Consider the following 16,552-nt stretch of genomic DNA (forward strand, 5'->3'; position numbering starts at 1 on the left):
GACCACACCGCCCGGACGCCAGCCGTGGCGGCCCGGATCGGCCCCGGTCATGCTGGGCGGAGCCGCTCAGCTCCCCGGACGAAGGAGTCGCATGCGCATCGCCCTCGCCGCCACGTGTCTCGCCGACACCCTGTTCCCGGGCGCGCCGCGCGCCACGACCCGGCTGCTCGAGCGGCTCGGCCACGAGGTCGTCTTCCCCGCCGGCCAGGCCTGCTGCGGGCAGATGCACGTGAACACCGGCTACTTCCGCGAGGCGGTGCCCGTGATCCGCAACCACGTGGAGACCTTCGCCCCCGTGGCCGACGGCGAGTGGGACGCCGTCGTCATGCCGTCCGGGTCGTGCACCGGCTCGGTGCGCCACCAGCAGGCGATGGTCTGCCGCCGGGCCGGCCTCGACGACCTGGCCGCGACCGCCGAGGCCGTGTCCGCGAAGACGTACGAGCTGAGCGAGCTGCTCGTCGACGTGCTGGGCCTCACCGACGTCGGCGCCTGGTTCCCGCACCGCGTCACCTATCACCCGACGTGCCACTCCCTGCGGATGCTGCACGTCGGCGACAAGCCGCTGCGGCTGCTGCGCGCGGTCGAGGACATCGACCTGGTGGAGCTGCCGGGGGCGGAGTCCTGCTGCGGGTTCGGCGGCACCTTCGCGCTGAAGAACGCCGACACCTCCGCGGCGATGCTCGCCGACAAGACGGCGAACGTCCGGGCCACGGAGGCCGAGGTGCTCACGGCCGGCGACATGTCGTGCCTCATGCACATCGGCGGCGGCCTCTCCCGGCAGGACGCCGGGGTGCGGGCCCTGCACCTCGCGGAGGTCCTCGCGTCCACCCGCGACGAGCCCACGCCCCTGCCCTCCACGACGTTCACGCGGCCGTCCCGCGCCTCCGGCCGGACCGACGACCGCGCCGACGACCGCTCCCACGACCGCACGACGACGGGGGCCGCCCGATGAGCACGTTCCTCGGCCTGCCGACCCGCCGCCGCTCCGGCGCGACGGCGACCGGGACCGGCGGCGGCACCGGCACGGTCGCCGGAGGCGCCGACGACCCGTTCGGCCCGGTCCCCCACCCCCAGGAGCCGCTGCGCTGGGGCGACGCCTTCCCTGCCGCCGCGCGCCAGACCCTGAAGAACGACCAGCTCCGCCGCAACCTCGGCCACGCCACGCAGGTGATCCGCGCCAAGCGGGCGGCCGTCGTCGGCGAGGTGCCGGACTGGGAGGCGCTGCGCGACGCCGGGTCCGCCGTCAAGGAGCAGGTCATGGCGAGCCTGCCCGAGCTGCTCGTCCGGCTCGAGGAGAACGTCACCGCGCGCGGCGGCGTCGTGCACTGGGCCCGCGACGCGGGCGAGGCCAACCGCATCGTGGCCGACATCGCGAAGGCGAAGGGCGCCGACGAGGTGGTCAAGGTCAAGTCGATGGCCACCCAGGAGATCGGGCTGAACGAGGCCCTGGCCGACGAGGGCATCGCCGCCGTCGAGACGGACCTGGCCGAGCTCATCGTGCAGCTCGCCGACGACATGCCGTCGCACATCCTGGTCCCCGCGATCCACCGCAACCGGACCGAGATCCGCGACATCTTCCTCGCGCGGATGGGCGACGCGCCGCCCGACCTGTCCGACGTGCCGCGCGAGCTGGCGATGGCGGCCCGGGCGCACCTGCGCCGCAAGTTCTTGTCGGCCAAGGTCGCGGTCAGCGGCGCGAACTTCGCCGTCGCCGACACCGGGACGCTGGCCGTCGTCGAGTCCGAGGGCAACGGGCGGATGTGTCTCACCCTGCCCGAGACGCTCGTGACGGTGATGGGCATCGAGAAGCTCGTGCCGACGTTCGACGACCTCGAGGTCTTCCTGCAGCTGCTCCCCCGGTCCTCCACGGGCGAGCGGATGAACCCGTACACGTCGCTGTGGACGGGCGTGACGCCCGGCGACGGCCCGCAGGAGTTCCACCTCGTGCTGCTCGACAACGGCCGCACCGACGTGCTCGCGGACGAGGTCGGGCGCAGCGCGCTGCACTGCATCCGCTGCTCGGCGTGCCTCAACGTGTGCCCGGTGTACGAGCGGGTGGGCGGGCACGCGTACGGCTCCGTGTACCCCGGACCGATCGGCGCGATCCTCACGCCGCAGCTCACGGCGTCGTCGGGCGGGGTCTCCGGGCACGGCGACCCGAACGCGTCGCTCCCCTACGCCTCCACGCTGTGCGGCGCCTGCTACGACGTGTGCCCGGTGAAGATCGACATCCCGTCGATCCTCGTCGACCTGCGCGCCCGCGAGGTCGACGCCGACCGGTCCTCCCGCTCCGTCGACCCGTGGAAGGCGGCCATGAAGGCGGCGGCGTGGGTGATGGCCGACGGCGACCGGTTCGCGCTCGCCGGGCGCGCCGCCACGCTCGGGCGCGGCCTCGGCGGTCGGGACCACGCGATCTCCGTCGCGCCGCCGCCGGCGTCCGGGTGGACGCGGTCGCGGGACCTGCCCGCGCCGCCTGCGCAGACCTTCCGGCAGTGGTGGTCGGCCGAGCACGAGACGCCGCCGCACCCGCCGGCCGAGCCTGTCGAGACCCCGCCCGCCGGGACCCCAGGAGACGAGCGATGAGCGCGCGCGACGACGTGCTGAACCGGGTGCGCGCGGCGCTGGGGCAGGCCGGCGCGGGGACGACGGCGGCGGGCAAGGTCGGGACGGCGCCCGCGCCCGTCGTCGTGCCGCGCGGCTACCGCGCCTCGGGCGAGCACGCGCCCGGGTCGCCGGAGGTGCTGGAGCAGCTCGTCGACCGGCTCGTCGACTACAAGGCGCACGTGCACCGGGTCACCGGCGCGTCGCTGCCCGCCACGATCGCCGCCCTCCTCGCCGAGCTGTCCGGACCCCACGCAGGTGCTGACGGTCCTGAACCTGACAGCTCTCCGGCCCCCGAGCAGTCAGGGCAGCCACGAGCAGGCATTCATGCTCCTGGGCCTGACAGGTCGCGGGCGGTTCGGGTCGTGGCTCCGGCGGGGCTCGACGACGCGTGGCTGGCGGCGCTGCCCGCGGGCACGGACGTCGTGCGCGACTCGCGCGAGGACCCACTGGCCGCGGCCGAGCTGGACGCCACGGACGCCGTCGTCACCGCCGCGCGAGTCGCGATCTCCGAGACCGGGACGATCGTGCTCGACGGCGAGCCCGACCAGGGTCGTCGCGCCGTCTCGCTGGTGCCCGACGTGCACCTGTGCGTCGTGCGGGCCGACCAGGTGGTGCCGACGGTCCCCGAGGCGGTGCGCCTGCTCGGCGCCCACCCCGAGCGGCCGCTCACCTGGATCTCCGGCCCCAGCGCGACGTCGGACATCGAGCTCGACCGCGTCGAGGGCGTGCACGGGCCCCGCACCCTGCACGTGCTGCTCGTCTCGCCTGCTCCCGGGCCGTGATGACTGCGGCGTGCGGGCCCGGCCTGGTCCGCACGCCGCAGTCGTCGCCTCGGCGGGTCGGTGCTACCGGTTCAGCCCGGGCGGGGTGCGCGGGGACGTGCCCGGGGTGGCGTCGGTGAGGCCGTCGAGCAGCGCGAAGTACGCCGGCTTCTTCTCGAAGCCCTCGGTCATGATCGTGGCGTAGCCCTCGGGGAAGACGCCCGGGACCCACGAGCGCCCGTCGTCGAAGCCCCAGACCGTGAAGCTGGTGCAGGCGGCGACGTCGAGGCACGCCTGGAGCAGCCGGTCGTACCGGTCCGCCTGGAGGGCGATCTGCTCGGTGGTGGGCTCGCCGTCGTCGCCGAGCGGCATGCGGACGTCGGCCTCGGTGACGGCCACCTTCAGCCCGAGCGCCGCGAACCGCTCGAAGTTCGCCCGCATCGAGTCGTCGAAGCCGTACTGGAGGCTCAGGTGCGCCTGCGCGCCGAACCCTTGCAGCGGTGCGCCGTCGGCGAGCAGCTCCTGGGCCAGCTCGTAGTAGGCGTCGGTCTTGGCGTTGATGCCCTCGGCGTTGTAGTCGTTGAGGAACAGCAGCGCCTCGGGGTCGGCCTCGTGCGCCCACCGGAAGACGTCGCCGATGAGGCCGACCGGGTCGGCCGAGCATGCCTTGAGGAACGGGTTGGCCTCGGTGCGGAGGCGCACACCGCCGGCGTCCCACTCGTCCTGGAAGATCTCGTTGGCCACGTCCCACTCGTAGATCTCGCCGGCGTAGCGGCCGACGACGGTGCGGACGTGGTCCTCGAGGACGTCGCGCGCCTCGTCGCACGTCCAGGTATTGCTGGCCTCGGTCACCCAGTCCGGGTTCTGGCTGTGCCAGAGCAGGGTGTGCCCGCGGACCTCCTGACGGTTGGCCTTCGCGAAGGCGATGACGGCGTCCGCGCCGGAGAAGTCGTAGACGTCGGGCTCCGGGTGGATCTCGGCCCACTTCATGTCGTTCTCGGGGGTGACCGAGCCGAACTCGGCCCCGAGGATGCGCTGGAACTCGGTGGGGTTCTTGCGGTCGTGGTCGAGAAGGTCGCGCTGGCCCCACACGGCGCTGCCGATCTCGAGATCACGAGGCGCCTCGGAGCGCAGCGTGGGCTCGGGAGGGGTGGCCTGGGCCGCCGGGACGCCGAGCGCGAGGGCGGTGACGGCCGCCGCCGCGACGGCGACCGCCCGCTTGATCGGGGTGGAATGGGACATCGTTGTTCCTCTCCGGTCGGAGCTCCCACGGCTCGGGCGAACCGCGTTGTCCGACCGGTGAAAGATAACGATGTCGATAACGTTTTCGCAAGACCGAGAGCGGGCACCTCCTCCTCCGGTCGGGCGCGCCCGAATGCCGGCGGCCGTCGCCACACGGGACCGTCGTGCTCGCGACCGCCCCGCCGGTCGGTCGTCAGCCCGGCGCGGAGGCCGCAGAATGGGCTCCCGTGACCGACAGCGAGCTCCCGGCCGGCGCCGCGGCCCCCGCCTCCGACGCCCTGTTCGACGTCCCGGCCGGCGCGCGCCGGCCGGCCCGGCGGATCGTGCTGTTGACCGGGCCGTCGGGATCCGGCAAGACGGCGCTCACGCGGCGACTCGGGCTGCCGGTGCTGAACCTCGACGACTTCTACCGCGACGTCGACCACCCGGGCATGCCGATGCGCTATGGCATCGTGGACTGGGACGACCCCGCGAGCTGGGACGACGCCGCCGCGCTGGACGCGCTGCGCGACGTCGTGGCCACCGGCCGGACGGACGTGCCGGTCTACGACATCCCCACCTCGCGCCGCACGGGCAGCACGGTGCTCGAGACCGGCGGCGCCCCGATCGTCGTCGCGGAGGGCATCTTCGCCGCGGAGCTCGTCGCGGCGTGCCGGGCGGAGGGCTTCCTCGCCGACGCGATCTGCCTCACCCAGCCACGCCTGCTGACGTTCTGGTTTCGCCTCCTGCGCGACGTCGCCGAGTCGCGCAAGCCGCTGCCCACGCTGGTGCGCCGCGGCTGGGGCCTGCTGCGGGCCGAGCCCGCGCTGGTGCGCCGCTGGGTGGCGCTCGGCTGCCGGACGGCGTCCCCCGCGCAGGCCGAGCGCGACATCCGCGCCCTCCTCACGGCCTGACGCGCCTACCCGGGGAGCGGCTCGTCGGCCAATGCGAGGAGCCGGGTCGTGGTCCGCCAGGTCCGTACGGTCATGCGCCGGAACACCGGCAGGCCCATGAGGGCGGCGATCCGGGTGCGGCCCGCCTGCGCCGCGACGCGCGAGAAGTAGACCGCGCCGGGACCGGGGGCGACGGCGTCGACGCCCTCCCGCAGCTCGGGCATCTGCTCCAGGACCTCCCGCGCCGTGAGCGGGTGCTTGAGGAAGAACACCTCGCTGCGCAGCGCGTCGGAGCCGTGGTCGGGCGGGGCGGCCGCGACGGTCGCGGTCAGCTCCTCGCGCGACCGGACCACGGTCGGGACCGGGAACCCGAACCGCTCGGCGAGCAGGGCCTCGATCGCCTCCTCGAGCTCCGGGCCGCTCGCCCGTGGCGCCGTCAGGAGCACGTTCCCGCTCTGGAGGAACGTCCGCGCCGGCCCGAGGCCCGCGTCGCGGAAGGATGCGGCGAGCTCCGTCATGGCGACCAGGTGGCGGCCGCCCACGTTGATCCCGCGGAGCAGCGCGACGGACGTCGGCGTCGTCGGCTCGGTGGTCGGCTCGGTGGCCACGGGTCCCACGGTCGCACCACCCCCCGACAGCCGCCCTGCGCTCCGCCGGCGTCCCGCGCGGGCGCCAAGCCGAGGCCATCGGAACGGCCTCGTCGCGTCATGAGAATGTCACACGACGGTCATCCGCCCCACACCAACGGCGCTCACGCTGGGGGCAAGGAGGTGGTCCGGATGAACCAGCAGACGGTCGAGCGTGGAGCTCTTGGAGTCCTCTCCCTCTACGAGGGCTTCTTCAGCGGCGGGGCCCGGGTGCTGCACTCGACGGTGGTGGCCGGCTTGCACGCCCAGGGCCGGCAGCGGCACGCCGTGCTGAGCATCCACGACGAGGTGCGCCGCGAGTCGACGCTGCAGCGGATGGTCGACGACCGGCGCTTCCGCGAGCTGCGGGCGGCCGGCGTCCGCATCACCTCGCTGGGGCGCTCCACCGAGCGCGACCACGATCCCGAGCGGTTCACCGAGGCGGAGCTGACGACCGCTGCCCGGCAGGTGGCGGCCGCGCAGGTCGTGCTGTCCCTCAAGGAGCAACCGCTGCGCCTGCTCGACCAGCCGGGCATGCCCCAGCGCCCCGTGGTGGCGTGCCTGCACCGGTCCGACCCGGAGCACCAGGGCACGGGGCTGGCGCACCTCCTCACCGCCGCCCATTCGGGCCGGCTCGCGGCCGTCGTGTGCTGCGCCACCTCGACCCGCGACGCCTACCAGGCCGCCGGCGTGCCGGCGCACCTGCTGCGCGTCGTGCCGAACGGCGTCGACCTCACCCGGTTCCGCCCGGTCACCGGCCCGCGGCGGCTCGCCCTGCGCGGCGCGTACGGGCTGCCCGCCGACGCGACCGTCGTGACGTACGCGGCCCGCTACGACGCGATGAAGTCGCCGGAGCTCTTCGTCGCCGCCGCGCGGCACCTGCTGGGCCGGGACGCCCGGGCGCACGTCGTCATGTGCGGGGCCGGCATGACGACGGAGAACCCCCTGCTGCGCGGGGACCTCGAGGAGGCGTTCGGCGACCGCCCGGACCTGCTCGCCCGGGTGCACCCACTGGGGGTGCGGCACGACATGGAGCGCATCCTCGCCGCGTCAGACGTCGTCGCGCTGACGTCGACGTTCGGCGAGGCGGCCCCGCTGTGCCTCATCGAGGGCGCGATGTGCGGGGCCGTCCCGGTGACGACACCGGTCGGCGACGGCGCGCGGATCATAGATGGCATCGGCCTGGTCACGACGTTCGATCCCGCGCAGATCGCGGACGCCTGGGCGGAGGCGGCCGCCCGCCGGGAGGAGCTCGGGCGGGCGCTGGTCGCCGCCCGCCCCCGGTTCAGCCACGTGCGCATGCTGTCGGCGTACGCGAGCGTCGTCGAGCGCGCCCGCCGGGGCGCCGGGCTCACCGTCGCCGCCGTCTGACGGCACGACGCCCGGCCGGGCCGCGCGGCCCGGGCGGGCGCGGGCCCGGCTCGCCCCCGGGCGGACCGTCCCGGCGCAGGCCCGGCTCGCCCGCGGCCGGTCAGACGCTCGCCGTCGAGGTCCGGAGCACGACGTCGAAGCCGACGTCGACGGCGGCGGGCACGCCGGCCGCGCCCTGGTCGTCGACGGCCGCGGCCACCGCGAGGCGCCCCATCTCCTCGAGCGGGATGCGCACGGTCGACAGGGCGGGGACGTGGTCGCGCAGCGTGGGGATGTCGTCGAAGCCCGCGACGCACACGTCGCCCGGCACCGCGACGCCGAGCTCGCGCAGCCGGGCGATGAGCCCGATCGCCATGACGTCCGCGACGGCGAAGACGCACGGCGGCTCGCCGCCGGCGGCCCCGCGGGCGAGGCCGGCGACGTCGTCGCCCGCCGCGTACCCGCCGTCGCGCGAGAACTCGTCGATCCGGACCGTGCTCACCTCGCCCCCGCCGGCGCGCACCGCCCGGGCGAACGCGTCCGCGCGCTCGCGCCACGTCGCGACCCGGCTCGGCCCGGAGAGCACCGCGAAGCGGCGCTGCCCGGCGGCGAGCAGCGCCTCCGCGAGCGCCCGTGCACCCTCCGCGTTGGGCGGCCGCACGACGCTCCCGCCCCCGACCGGCTGGCCCACGATCACCGACCGGCCGCCCGCCGCCGCGTACTCGTCGAGCGCGGCGGCGAGCGCCTCGTCGTCCTCGGGTGTCCACCGGGTGCCGGCCACGATGACGGCGTCGACGCGGTGGGCCGCGAACGCGGCCACCGCCTTCCGCTCGGCGACGGGGTCGCGCCCCGTCGACGCGAGCAGCACCAGGCGGCCGTGCTCGATCGCGGCGGCCTGCGCACCCGCGGCGATGGACGAGAAGTAGGGGTCGGAGATGTCGTGCACGACGAGACCGAGCAGCCCCGTGCGCGAGCGCGCGAGCGCCTGAGCCTGCGCGTTGACGACGTACCCGAGGTCGGCAGCCGCCGAGCGCACCCGCTCGACGAGCGCGGGCCCCGGCTGCCGGGAGGAACCGTTGAGCACCCGCGACGCCGTGGCCAGGGAGACCCCCGCCCGGTCGGCGACGTCCTGCAGCCTCGCTCGGGGCACGGGCACACCTCCTGATCGAGGGCGGTGACGCCCGCCCGCCCGGACGCGCTCTTGACGCGCCCGCCGTCACAGCCTACCGTGCAGGAAAGCGCATTCCGAGTGGGACCGCGGCGGCGACGTCGCCCGGCGCCCCGAGCACGACGTCTCACCCACCGACAAGGGAGTCCCCCGTGACCAGCACCACCACGCGCACCCTGCGCATCGCCATGAACGGCGTGACCGGCCGCATGGGCTACCGCCAGCACCTCGTGCGGTCGATCCTGCCGATCCGGGAGCAGGGCGGCGTCGAGCTGCCCGACGGCACCCGCGTGCAGGTGGAGCCGGTGCTGGTGGGGCGCAACGAGGAGAAGCTGCGCGAGCTGGCCAAGCTGCACGACATCGCGGAGTACACGACCGACCTCGACGGGATCGTCGCCGACGCCGGCACCGACATCGTGTTCGACGCCGCGATGACGAACCTGCGCCCGGCCACGCTGAGCAAGGCGATGCGCGCCGGCAAGCACGTCTACACGGAGAAGCCGACCGCGGAGACGCTCGCCGAGGCGATCGAGCTCGCGAGGCTCCGCGACGAGACCGGCGTCACCGCCGGCGTCGTCCACGACAAGCTGTACCTGCCGGGCCTGGTCAAGCTGCGCCGCCTCGTGGACGAGGGCTTCTTCGGGCGCATCCTGTCGCTGCGCGGCGAGTTCGGCTACTGGGTGTTCGAGGGCGACCAGCAGGCCGCCCAGCGCCCGAGCTGGAACTACCGCAAGGAGGACGGTGGCGGCATGACGACGGACATGTTCTGCCACTGGAACTACGTCCTCGAGGGCATCCTCGGTCCGGTCCGGACCGTCACCGCGCAGACCACGACCCACATCCCGACCCGCTGGGACGAGCGGGGCCGCGAGTACGCCGCCACCGCCGACGATGCCGCGTACGGCATCTTCGAGATCGAGACCCCGGGCGGGGACCCCGTCGTCGCGCAGATCAACTCGTCCTGGGCGGTGCGCGTCTACCGCGACGAGCTCGTGGAGTTCCAGGTCGACGGCACGCACGGCTCCGCCGTCGCCGGCCTGCGCAAGTGCGTCGCCCAGCAGCGCGCCCACACCCCCAAGCCCGTCTGGAACCCCGACCTGCCCGTCACGGAGCCCTTCCGCGACCAGTGGCTCGAGGTGCCCGCCAACGCCGACCTCGACAACGGCTTCAAGCTGCAGTGGGAGGAGTTCCTGCGCGACGTCGTCGCCGGGCGCCCGCACCGCTTCGACCTGCTGTCCGCCGCCCGCGGCGTGCAGCTCGCCGAGCTGGGGCTGCGCTCGTCCGCCGAGGGCCGTCGGCTCGCCGTCCCGGAGATCGCGCTGTGACGGCGCACCCGGCGGTCGAGCCTGTCCAGACCCGGGCCCCGGGCGGGTCCACGGGCGCGCCGGTGCTGGATCCCAGCGGCGTCACCGTCCGCCTGCCGCGGTTCGACACCGCCGGCCGGGCGACCGGAACCGAGGTGCGCGAGCTCAACGCGCCGGGCCCGTGGCAGAAGCCCGCCGGACCGATCTCCTCGCGGGTCGCGTTCGCCGCGGCACACGTCGTGCCGCAGGTCGGCGCGGAGAACGTGCCCGGCGCGCCCGCCGTCGTCGACTGGGACGCGACGCTCGCCTACCGGCACCGCATCTGGGAGCACGGCCTGGGCGTCGCGGACGCCATGGACACCGCGCAGCGCGGCATGGGCCTGGACTGGGCCGCGACGCAGGAGCTCGTGCGCCGGTCGTCCGCCGAGGCGGCGTCCGTGGGCGCGCGCATCGCGTGCGGCGCGGGCACCGACCAGCTCGACCCTGCCTCCGTCGAGCCCGGCGAGGCGGGCCTCGCCGCCGTCACCGACGCGTACCGCGAGCAGGTGCGCGTGGTGCAGGACGCCGGGGCGCAGGTCATCGTCATGGCCTCGCGCGCGCTGGCGAAGGTCGCGCGCTCCCCCGAGGACTACGCCCGGGTCTACGACGCCGTGCTGGCCGAGGCGGAGAAGCCCGTCGTCCTGCACTGGCTCGGCACGATGTTCGACCCTGCCCTGGCGGGCTACTGGGGCTCCGACGACGTGGACTCGGCGACGGCCACGTTCCTCGACCTCATCCGGACGCACCAGGACAGGGTCGACGGAGTCAAGGTCTCGCTGCTCGACGCGCAGCACGAGATCGGGCTGCGCCGCGCGCTGGCCGCCCTCGACGGCTCGCCCGTGCGCCTGTACACCGGCGACGACTTCAACTACCCGGAGCTCATCGCGGGCGACGAGCAGGGGCACTCCGACGCCCTGCTCGGCATCTTCGCGGCGATCTACCCGGCCGCGTCCACGGCGCTGCAGGCGTTCGACGCCGGGGAGGCCGGGCGCGGCCACGCGATCCTCGCCTCGACGGAGAAGCTGGGTCGGCACATCTTCGCCGCGCCGACCTACTACTACAAGACGGGCGTGGCGTTCCTGTCCTGGCTGAACGGCTTCCAGCCGGGCTTCCAGCTCGTGGGCGGGCTGCAGTCGGGCCGCTCGCTGGCGCACCTGGTGGACCTGGCGCGCCTCGCCGACGGCTGCGGCATGCTGCTCGACCCGGCGCTGGCCGCGCGCCGCCTCGACGCCCTGCTGACGACGAACGGGGTGACCGCATGACCGCGTCGGGCGACCGGCTCGCGGGAGCGACCCACGGGTCCGGCACCGACCTCAGCCGCTGCTCCCTCAACACCGCGACGGTCAAGCACGCGACCCTCGCCCAGGCGGTCGACGCCGCCGCGACGGCGGGACTCGGCGCCGTCGGCCTCTGGCGTCACCAGGTCCAGGAGCACGGCGCCCAGAAGGCGGCGCGGATCGTCTCCGACGCCGGGCTGCGCGTCTCGTCGCTGTGCCGCGGCGGGTTCCTCACCGCCCACGACGAGGCCGGCGTCGCGGCCGCGCTCGACGACAACAGGCGAGCGATCGAGGAGGCGGCGGGCGTCGGGACGCGCGAGCTGGTGTTCGTCGTCGGCGGCCTGCCGGCGATGAGCGAGCCGGGCCGCGGCCCCCGCCCCGACGCGGGGCCGGGTGACCGCGACCTTGTCGCCGCCCGCGCTCGCGTCGCCGACCGCATCGGCGACCTCGCGCCGTTCGCGGCCGAGCACGGCGTGCGGATCGTGCTGGAGGCGCTGCACCCGATCTTCGCCGCCGACCGCGCGGTGATCTCCACGCTCGGCCAGGCGCTCGACCTCGCGGCGCCGTTCGACGCCGGGGTCGTGGGTGTCGTCGTCGACACCTACCACGTGTGGTGGGACCCGGCGCTCGAGGCGTCGATCGCCCGCGCCGGGCGCGAGGGCCGCCTCGCCGGCTACCAGGTGTGCGACTGGATCCTGCCGCTGGCCGCCGAGCCGCTGAACTCGCGCGGGCACGTGGGCGACGGGTACATCGACTTCCCGACCGTCTCGCGCTGGGTCGCCGAGGCCGGGTACGACGGCGACGTGGAGACCGAGATCTTCCACGAGGAGGTCTGGGCCACCGACCCCCGCGACACCGCACGCACCGTCGGCGAGCGGTACGCGCGGCACGTGCTGCCGCACCTGTGACCGCCCCCTGACCTGCTCCCTGACCGCCGGGCCCTGACACCCCGGCGCGGCACCGGTCGCCGACGCCGGTGCCGCCGTCCGACGCCCCGTCGCCCGTGAGGCGGCGGGGCGTCGTCGCGACCGCGGGAATCCTGTGCGCCGCGGCTGTGGACCGCCGCGCGGGCGGGACCCGCGCGCAGTAAGGTCGACGTCGGACTCGGCCGCTGCGGTGGCCTCGCACCCCCAGCACCCACCCCCCGCGGCACAGGAGGCTGCATGGTTCAGGACATGTCGCGGTGAGCCCGCTCGAGGCGGACCTCCCCGCACGGCTCGACGTCGTCGGGTCCTGGACCGTGAGGTCGGTGGCCGAGCTCGCGGACGTGCGGGCCGAGCTGGAGACGCGCCTGCCCTGCGGCTGCTCGGCCGCCCGGGCACCGGCCGGCGACGACTCCCTGCCGGGCTCGCTCTCCGGCGCCCAGCGGATGGTCCTGGTGGCGAGCGAGCTCGTCTCGAACGGGCTCGAGCACGCCGAGCCTCCCGTCACGGTGCGCCTGCTCTGCGACGGCCACGTCGCGGTGCTCGACGTCGTGGACCACAGCCCGGACGCCGCGCCCGTCGTCCCGCGCGACCGGCAGCCCGGTGAGGGCGGTTTCGGCCTGCGGCTCGCCGAGCGGGTGGCGGACCGGGTCGGCTGGTTCCGCACCGCCGCCGGCGAGAAGCACGTCTGGGCGGAGTTCCGCGGCCGGGTGCACGTGCGGCCGGGGGCGCACCCCACCGACGCGCGGGCGCGCTCGCCGCGGTAGGGCGGGGCGGCGTCGGAGGCGGGCCTGGCTCCTACCGCGGCTCGTAGCGCTCCGGGGCGAAGGCGGCGGCGACGAGCGCGCGCAGGTCCTCCAGGCCGCCGCCCACCAGCCCGCGGGCGCGGGCCTGCACCAGCAGGTTGCCGATGGCGGTGGCCTCCACGGGGCCGGCGACCACGGGCAGACCCGAGCGGTCCGCCGTCGCCTGGCACAGCAGGATGTTCTGCGCGCCGCCGCCCACCACGTGGATGGTCGTGACGGTCCGCCCGGCGAGCCGCGCGGCCGTGGCGACGGCGTCCGAGAACGCCTGCGCGAGGCTCTCGACGATGCTGCGCACGTACTCCCCCCGCGTGGCGGGCACCGGCTGGTCGTGCTCGCGGCACCAGGCGGCGATGCGTCCCGGGATGTCGCCGGGCGGCAGGAACCGCGGGTCGTCGACGTCGACGAGCGCGACCGGCGCGGTCACGTGCGCCGCCTCGGCGAGCAGCTCGGCGAGCGTGCTGGACCGCGGGGCCGCCGTCGACTCCCGCTCCCAGGTGCGGATCGACTCGCTCAGCAGCCACAGCCCCATGACGTTGTGCAGGAACCGGGTGCGCCCGTCCACGCCGCCCTCGTTGGTGAAGCCCGCCACGCGGGCCTCCTCGGTGAGGACGGGGGCGTCGAGCTCGACGCCCACCAGCCCCCACGTGCCGCACGACACGTAGGCGACGTCCCGGTCGGTCGCGGGCACCGCGACGACGGCCGACGCCGTGTCGTGCGAGCCGACGGCGGTGACCTCCAGGGCCCGGCCGACCACCTGGGCGACGTCGGGCGAGAGCGCGCCGAGCGACGCCCCCGGGTCCACGAGACGGGGCAGGATCCCCGCCGGGAGGCCGAGCACGCCGACGAGCCCGGCGTCCCACTCCCCCGTGCGGGCGTCGAGCAGCCCGGTCGTGGAGGCGTTGGTGCGCTCGGCGACCTCGGCGCCGGTGAGCCAGTGCGCGAGCAGGTCGGGCACCAGCAACAGCCGGTCGGCCAGGTCGAGCAGCGGGCCCTCCGTCGCGAGCTGGAACACCGTGTTGAACGGCAGGTGCTGCAGACCGTTGCGGCGGTAGAGCGCCGCGGCGTCGATGCGGGCGTGCACCCGCTCCACGCCGGCGGCGGTGCGGTCGTCCCGGTAGTGGTACGGCACGCCGAGCAGGCGCCCCCCGCGCAGCAGCCCGTAGTCCACCGCCCACGAGTCGATGCCGACGCCGAGGATCTCCCCGGGCGCCTCGCGCTCCGCGGCGGCCAGCCCGCCCAGCACCTGGCGATAGAGCTCCAGCAGGTTCCAGTGCAGACCGTCCGGGGTGCGCACGGGGGCGTTGGAAAACCTCGCGACGTGCTGCAGCCGCATCCGCGGCCCGCGGCGCCCTGAGCCTGCGCCGTCCTGAGCCTGTCGAAGGGTCGAAGGGAAATGCCCCAGGACGACGCGCCCGCTGGTGGCGCCCAGGTCGACGGCGGCGAGGGTGCCCGCCCTCGTCGTCGGCACTCTCGTCACCGCAGGAACGCCTGCGCGACGCCGGCGTCGACGGGCACGTGCAGGCCGGTGGTGTGCGAGAAGTCCGGCGTGCACAGCGCGTAGACGGCGTTCGCGACGTGCTCGGGCAGCACCTCGCGCTTGAGCAGGGTGCGCTGGGCGTAGAACGCGCCCAGGTCCTGTTCCTCGATGCCGTACGTCTTGGCGCGGTTGGCGCCCCAGCCGGACGCGAAGATGCCGGACCCGCGCACGACGCCGTCGGGGTTGATGCCGTTGACCTTGATGCCGTGCTCGCCCAGCTCGGCGGCCAGCAGCCGCACCTGGTGCGCCTGGTCGGCCTTGGTGGCCGAGTAGGCGATGTTGTTGGGGCCGGCGAACACGGAGTTCTTCGACGAGATGTAGACGATGTCTCCGCCGAGCTTCTGGTCCACGAGGATGCGCGCGGCGTTCTTGGCGACGAGGAACGAGCCCTTGGCCATGACGTCGTGCTGCAAGTCCCAGTCGGCCTCGGTGGTGTCGAACAGGGACTTGCTCAGCGACAGCCCGGCGTTGTTCACGACGATGTCGACGCCGCCGAAGGCGAGGACCGCGTCGGCGAGGGCGTCCTGCACCGCGGCCTCGTCGGCGACGTTCGCGGCCAGCCCCACCGCCACGTCCGGGCCGCCGAGCTCCGCTGCGGCCGCCTGGGCCTTCTCCAGGTCCAGGTCGGCGACCACGACGCACGCGCCCTCGGCCGCGAGCCGGGCGGCGATGGCCTTGCCGATGCCCGACGCGGCGCCGGTGACGAACGCGACCCGGGTGGCGAGAGGCTTCGGCTTCGGCCTGCGCTGCAGCTTCGCCTCCTCGAGCGCCCAGTACTCGATGCGGAACTTCTCCGACTCGTCGATCGGGGCGTAGGTGGACAGGGACTCCGCGCCGCGCATCACGTGGAGAGCGTTGACGTAGAACTCGCCGGCCACGCGCGCGGTCTGCTTGTCCGCGCCGTAGGAGAACACGCCCACGCCGGGCACGAGGACGATCGCCGGGTCCGCGCCGCGGATCGCGGGCGGCTCCTCGCCGCGGGAGCGGGCCTCGGCGGCGCCGCGCTCGTAGTAGGCGGTGTAGTCCGCGCGGTACGCCTCGTGCAGCTGCGGCAGCCGCTCGACGATCTCGGTGACCGTCGCGGTGGCCGGCAGGTCCACGACCAGCGGCTTCACCTTGGTGCGCAGGAAGTGGTCGGGGCAGCTGGTGCCGAGCTCGGCGAGACGCGGGTGCTCGGCGCTCGCGAGGAAGTCGAGCACGACGTCGGCGTCGGTGAAGTGGCCCACCTGCGGCCTGTCGTGCGACGCGACGGCGCGCAGGTGCGGGGCGAGCGCGGCGGCCTTGGCCCGGCGCTCCGCCTCGGGCAGGGCGCCGTAGCCCTCGAGGGCGGGGCCGAAGGGCTCCGGCGCGCCGTGCTCCGCGATGTACGCCGCGGCGGTCTCGATGATCCACAGCGAGGCCTCCTCTGCCTCCTGGGCCGTCTCGCCCCAGGCCGTGATGCCGTGCCCGCCGAGGACCGTGCCGATCGCCTCGGGGTTCGCGGCCTTGATCTCCGCGATGTCGAGGCCGAGCTGGAAGCCGGGGCGACGCCACGGCACCCACACGACCTTGCCGCCGAAGATCCTCTGCGTCAGCTCCGGCCCGTCGACGGCGGTGGCGATCGCGATGCCGGCGTCCGGGTGCAGGTGGTCGACGTGCGCGGCGTCCACCAGGCCGTGCATGGCCGTGTCGATGCTGGGGGCGGCGCCGCCCTTGCCGTGCAGGCAGTAGTCGAACGCGGCGACCATCTCGTCCTCGCGCTCGACGCCCGGGTAGACGTCCACGAGCGCGCGCAGCCGGTCGAGCCGCAGGACGGCCAGGCCCTGCTCGGTGAGGGTGCCGAGATCGCCGCCGGAGCCCTTGACCCACAGCAGCTCGACGTCCTGCCCGGTGACCGGGTCGGTCTCGGTGCCCTTGGCGGACGTGTTGCCGCCGGCGTAGTTGGTGTTGCGCGGGTCGGCGCCGAGGCGGTTCGACCGGGCGACGAGGGCCTCGACGGTCGGGTTCGCGGTCTGGTTCGTCATCGGTGCTCCGGGGTGGTCGGTGTGCGTACGTGTGCCGAGG

14 protein-coding genes are annotated in these 16,552 nt (G+C 74.9%); 9 read left to right on the forward strand and 5 right to left on the reverse strand.

Going from position 1 to position 16,552, the window contains the following annotated elements; all coding sequences use genetic code 11:
• The first annotated feature begins 91 nt into the window (after positions 1-91).
• The 3 genes from ABD254_RS05885 to ABD254_RS05895 are packed head-to-tail and all read left to right on the forward strand — an operon-like array spanning position 92 to position 3,386.
• A complete protein-coding gene (locus tag ABD254_RS05885) occupies positions 92-952 on the forward strand; it encodes a (Fe-S)-binding protein (protein ID WP_344246554.1) in 861 nt (286 codons plus the stop codon).
• A complete protein-coding gene (locus ABD254_RS05890; protein WP_344246556.1) occupies positions 949-2,583 on the forward strand; it encodes a LutB/LldF family L-lactate oxidation iron-sulfur protein in 1,635 nt (544 codons plus the stop codon). The genes ABD254_RS05885 and ABD254_RS05890 overlap by 4 nt, the downstream gene beginning before the upstream one ends.
• Entirely contained in the window at positions 2,580-3,386 is an 807-nt protein-coding gene (locus tag ABD254_RS05895; protein ID WP_344246558.1) for a LutC/YkgG family protein, read from the forward strand. Before ABD254_RS05890 ends, ABD254_RS05895 begins: the two co-directional genes overlap by 4 nt.
• A gap of 63 nt (positions 3,387-3,449) precedes the next feature.
• On the opposite strand, the gene ABD254_RS05900 is transcribed toward ABD254_RS05895, so the two are convergent.
• Positions 3,450-4,607, reverse strand: coding sequence for an endo-1,4-beta-xylanase (locus ABD254_RS05900; protein ID WP_344246560.1), 1,158 nt, complete (start codon positions 4,605-4,607; stop codon positions 3,450-3,452).
• A 227-nt stretch (positions 4,608-4,834) separates the two neighbouring features.
• Between ABD254_RS05900 and ABD254_RS05905 the strand changes: the two genes are divergently transcribed.
• A complete protein-coding gene (locus ABD254_RS05905) occupies positions 4,835-5,500 on the forward strand; it encodes a uridine kinase family protein (protein WP_344246562.1) in 666 nt (221 codons plus the stop codon).
• A gap of 5 nt (positions 5,501-5,505) precedes the next feature.
• On the opposite strand, the gene ABD254_RS05910 is transcribed toward ABD254_RS05905, so the two are convergent.
• The gene (locus tag ABD254_RS05910) at positions 5,506-6,087 is read right to left on the reverse strand and encodes a DUF1697 domain-containing protein (RefSeq protein ID WP_344246564.1); all 582 of its coding nucleotides are present in this window, start codon (positions 6,085-6,087) and stop codon (positions 5,506-5,508) included.
• A gap of 171 nt (positions 6,088-6,258) precedes the next feature.
• Between ABD254_RS05910 and ABD254_RS05915 the strand changes: the two genes are divergently transcribed.
• Positions 6,259-7,476: a glycosyltransferase gene (locus ABD254_RS05915; protein ID WP_344246566.1), complete on the forward strand. Its 1,218-nt coding sequence runs from the start codon at positions 6,259-6,261 to the stop codon at positions 7,474-7,476.
• Positions 7,477-7,576: 100 nt separating this feature from the next.
• Here ABD254_RS05915 and ABD254_RS05920 read toward each other — a convergent pair whose 3' ends face one another.
• Positions 7,577-8,605: a LacI family DNA-binding transcriptional regulator gene (locus ABD254_RS05920; RefSeq protein WP_344246568.1), complete on the reverse strand. Its 1,029-nt coding sequence runs from the start codon at positions 8,603-8,605 to the stop codon at positions 7,577-7,579.
• 206 nt (positions 8,606-8,811) lie between these two features.
• Here ABD254_RS05920 and ABD254_RS05925 point away from each other — a divergent pair, with 206 nt between their 5' ends.
• The 4 genes from ABD254_RS05925 (at position 8,812) to ABD254_RS05940 (ending at position 12,933) form a co-directional block, all read left to right on the forward strand.
• Positions 8,812-9,948 (forward strand): Gfo/Idh/MocA family protein, encoded by a 1,137-nt coding sequence (locus tag ABD254_RS05925; RefSeq protein WP_344248507.1) that lies wholly within the window; start codon positions 8,812-8,814, stop codon positions 9,946-9,948.
• Positions 9,949-10,040: 92 nt separating this feature from the next.
• On the forward strand, positions 10,041-11,228 hold the full coding sequence (locus ABD254_RS05930) for a dihydrodipicolinate synthase family protein (RefSeq protein WP_425553727.1): 1,188 nt from the start codon (positions 10,041-10,043) through the stop codon (positions 11,226-11,228).
• Positions 11,225-12,151, forward strand: a complete 927-nt coding sequence (locus tag ABD254_RS05935; protein WP_344246570.1) for a sugar phosphate isomerase/epimerase family protein — start codon at positions 11,225-11,227, stop codon at positions 12,149-12,151. The genes ABD254_RS05930 and ABD254_RS05935 overlap by 4 nt, the downstream gene beginning before the upstream one ends.
• 275 nt (positions 12,152-12,426) lie before the next feature.
• On the forward strand, positions 12,427-12,933 hold the full coding sequence (locus tag ABD254_RS05940; protein ID WP_344246572.1) for an ATP-binding protein: 507 nt from the start codon (positions 12,427-12,429) through the stop codon (positions 12,931-12,933).
• A 31-nt stretch (positions 12,934-12,964) separates the two neighbouring features.
• Here ABD254_RS05940 and ABD254_RS05945 read toward each other — a convergent pair whose 3' ends face one another.
• Together ABD254_RS05945 and ABD254_RS05950 are read right to left on the reverse strand one after the other, a co-directional pair.
• Positions 12,965-14,440, reverse strand: coding sequence for a rhamnulokinase (locus ABD254_RS05945; RefSeq protein ID WP_344246574.1), 1,476 nt, complete (start codon positions 14,438-14,440; stop codon positions 12,965-12,967).
• A 5-nt stretch (positions 14,441-14,445) separates the two neighbouring features.
• Positions 14,446-16,512, reverse strand: a complete 2,067-nt coding sequence (locus ABD254_RS05950; protein ID WP_344246576.1) for a bifunctional aldolase/short-chain dehydrogenase — start codon at positions 16,510-16,512, stop codon at positions 14,446-14,448.
• Positions 16,513-16,552 lie beyond the last annotated feature (40 nt).

It is taken from the genome of Isoptericola hypogeus, from assembly GCF_039531145.1.
In the GTDB taxonomy this organism is placed as follows: Bacteria; Actinomycetota; Actinomycetes; order Actinomycetales; family Cellulomonadaceae; genus Isoptericola; species Isoptericola hypogeus.

What these genes read in the sequence shown, in the direction of transcription:
- ABD254_RS05885 (WP_344246554.1), top strand. Translation starts at nt 92, where the DNA reads ATGCGCATCGCCCTCGCCGCCACGTGTCTCGCCGACACCCTGTTCCCG.
- ABD254_RS05890 (WP_344246556.1), top strand. Translation starts at nt 949, where the DNA reads ATGAGCACGTTCCTCGGCCTGCCGACCCGCCGCCGCTCCGGCGCGACG.
- ABD254_RS05895 (WP_344246558.1), top strand. Translation starts at nt 2,580, where the DNA reads ATGAGCGCGCGCGACGACGTGCTGAACCGGGTGCGCGCGGCGCTGGGG.
- ABD254_RS05900 (WP_344246560.1), bottom strand. Translation starts at nt 4,607, where the DNA reads ATGTCCCATTCCACCCCGATCAAGCGGGCGGTCGCCGTCGCGGCGGCG.
- ABD254_RS05915 (WP_344246566.1), top strand. Translation starts at nt 6,259, where the DNA reads ATGAACCAGCAGACGGTCGAGCGTGGAGCTCTTGGAGTCCTCTCCCTC.
- ABD254_RS05925 (WP_344248507.1), top strand. Translation starts at nt 8,812, where the DNA reads ATGAACGGCGTGACCGGCCGCATGGGCTACCGCCAGCACCTCGTGCGG.
- ABD254_RS05935 (WP_344246570.1), top strand. Translation starts at nt 11,225, where the DNA reads ATGACCGCGTCGGGCGACCGGCTCGCGGGAGCGACCCACGGGTCCGGC.
- ABD254_RS05950 (WP_344246576.1), bottom strand. Translation starts at nt 16,512, where the DNA reads ATGACGAACCAGACCGCGAACCCGACCGTCGAGGCCCTCGTCGCCCGG.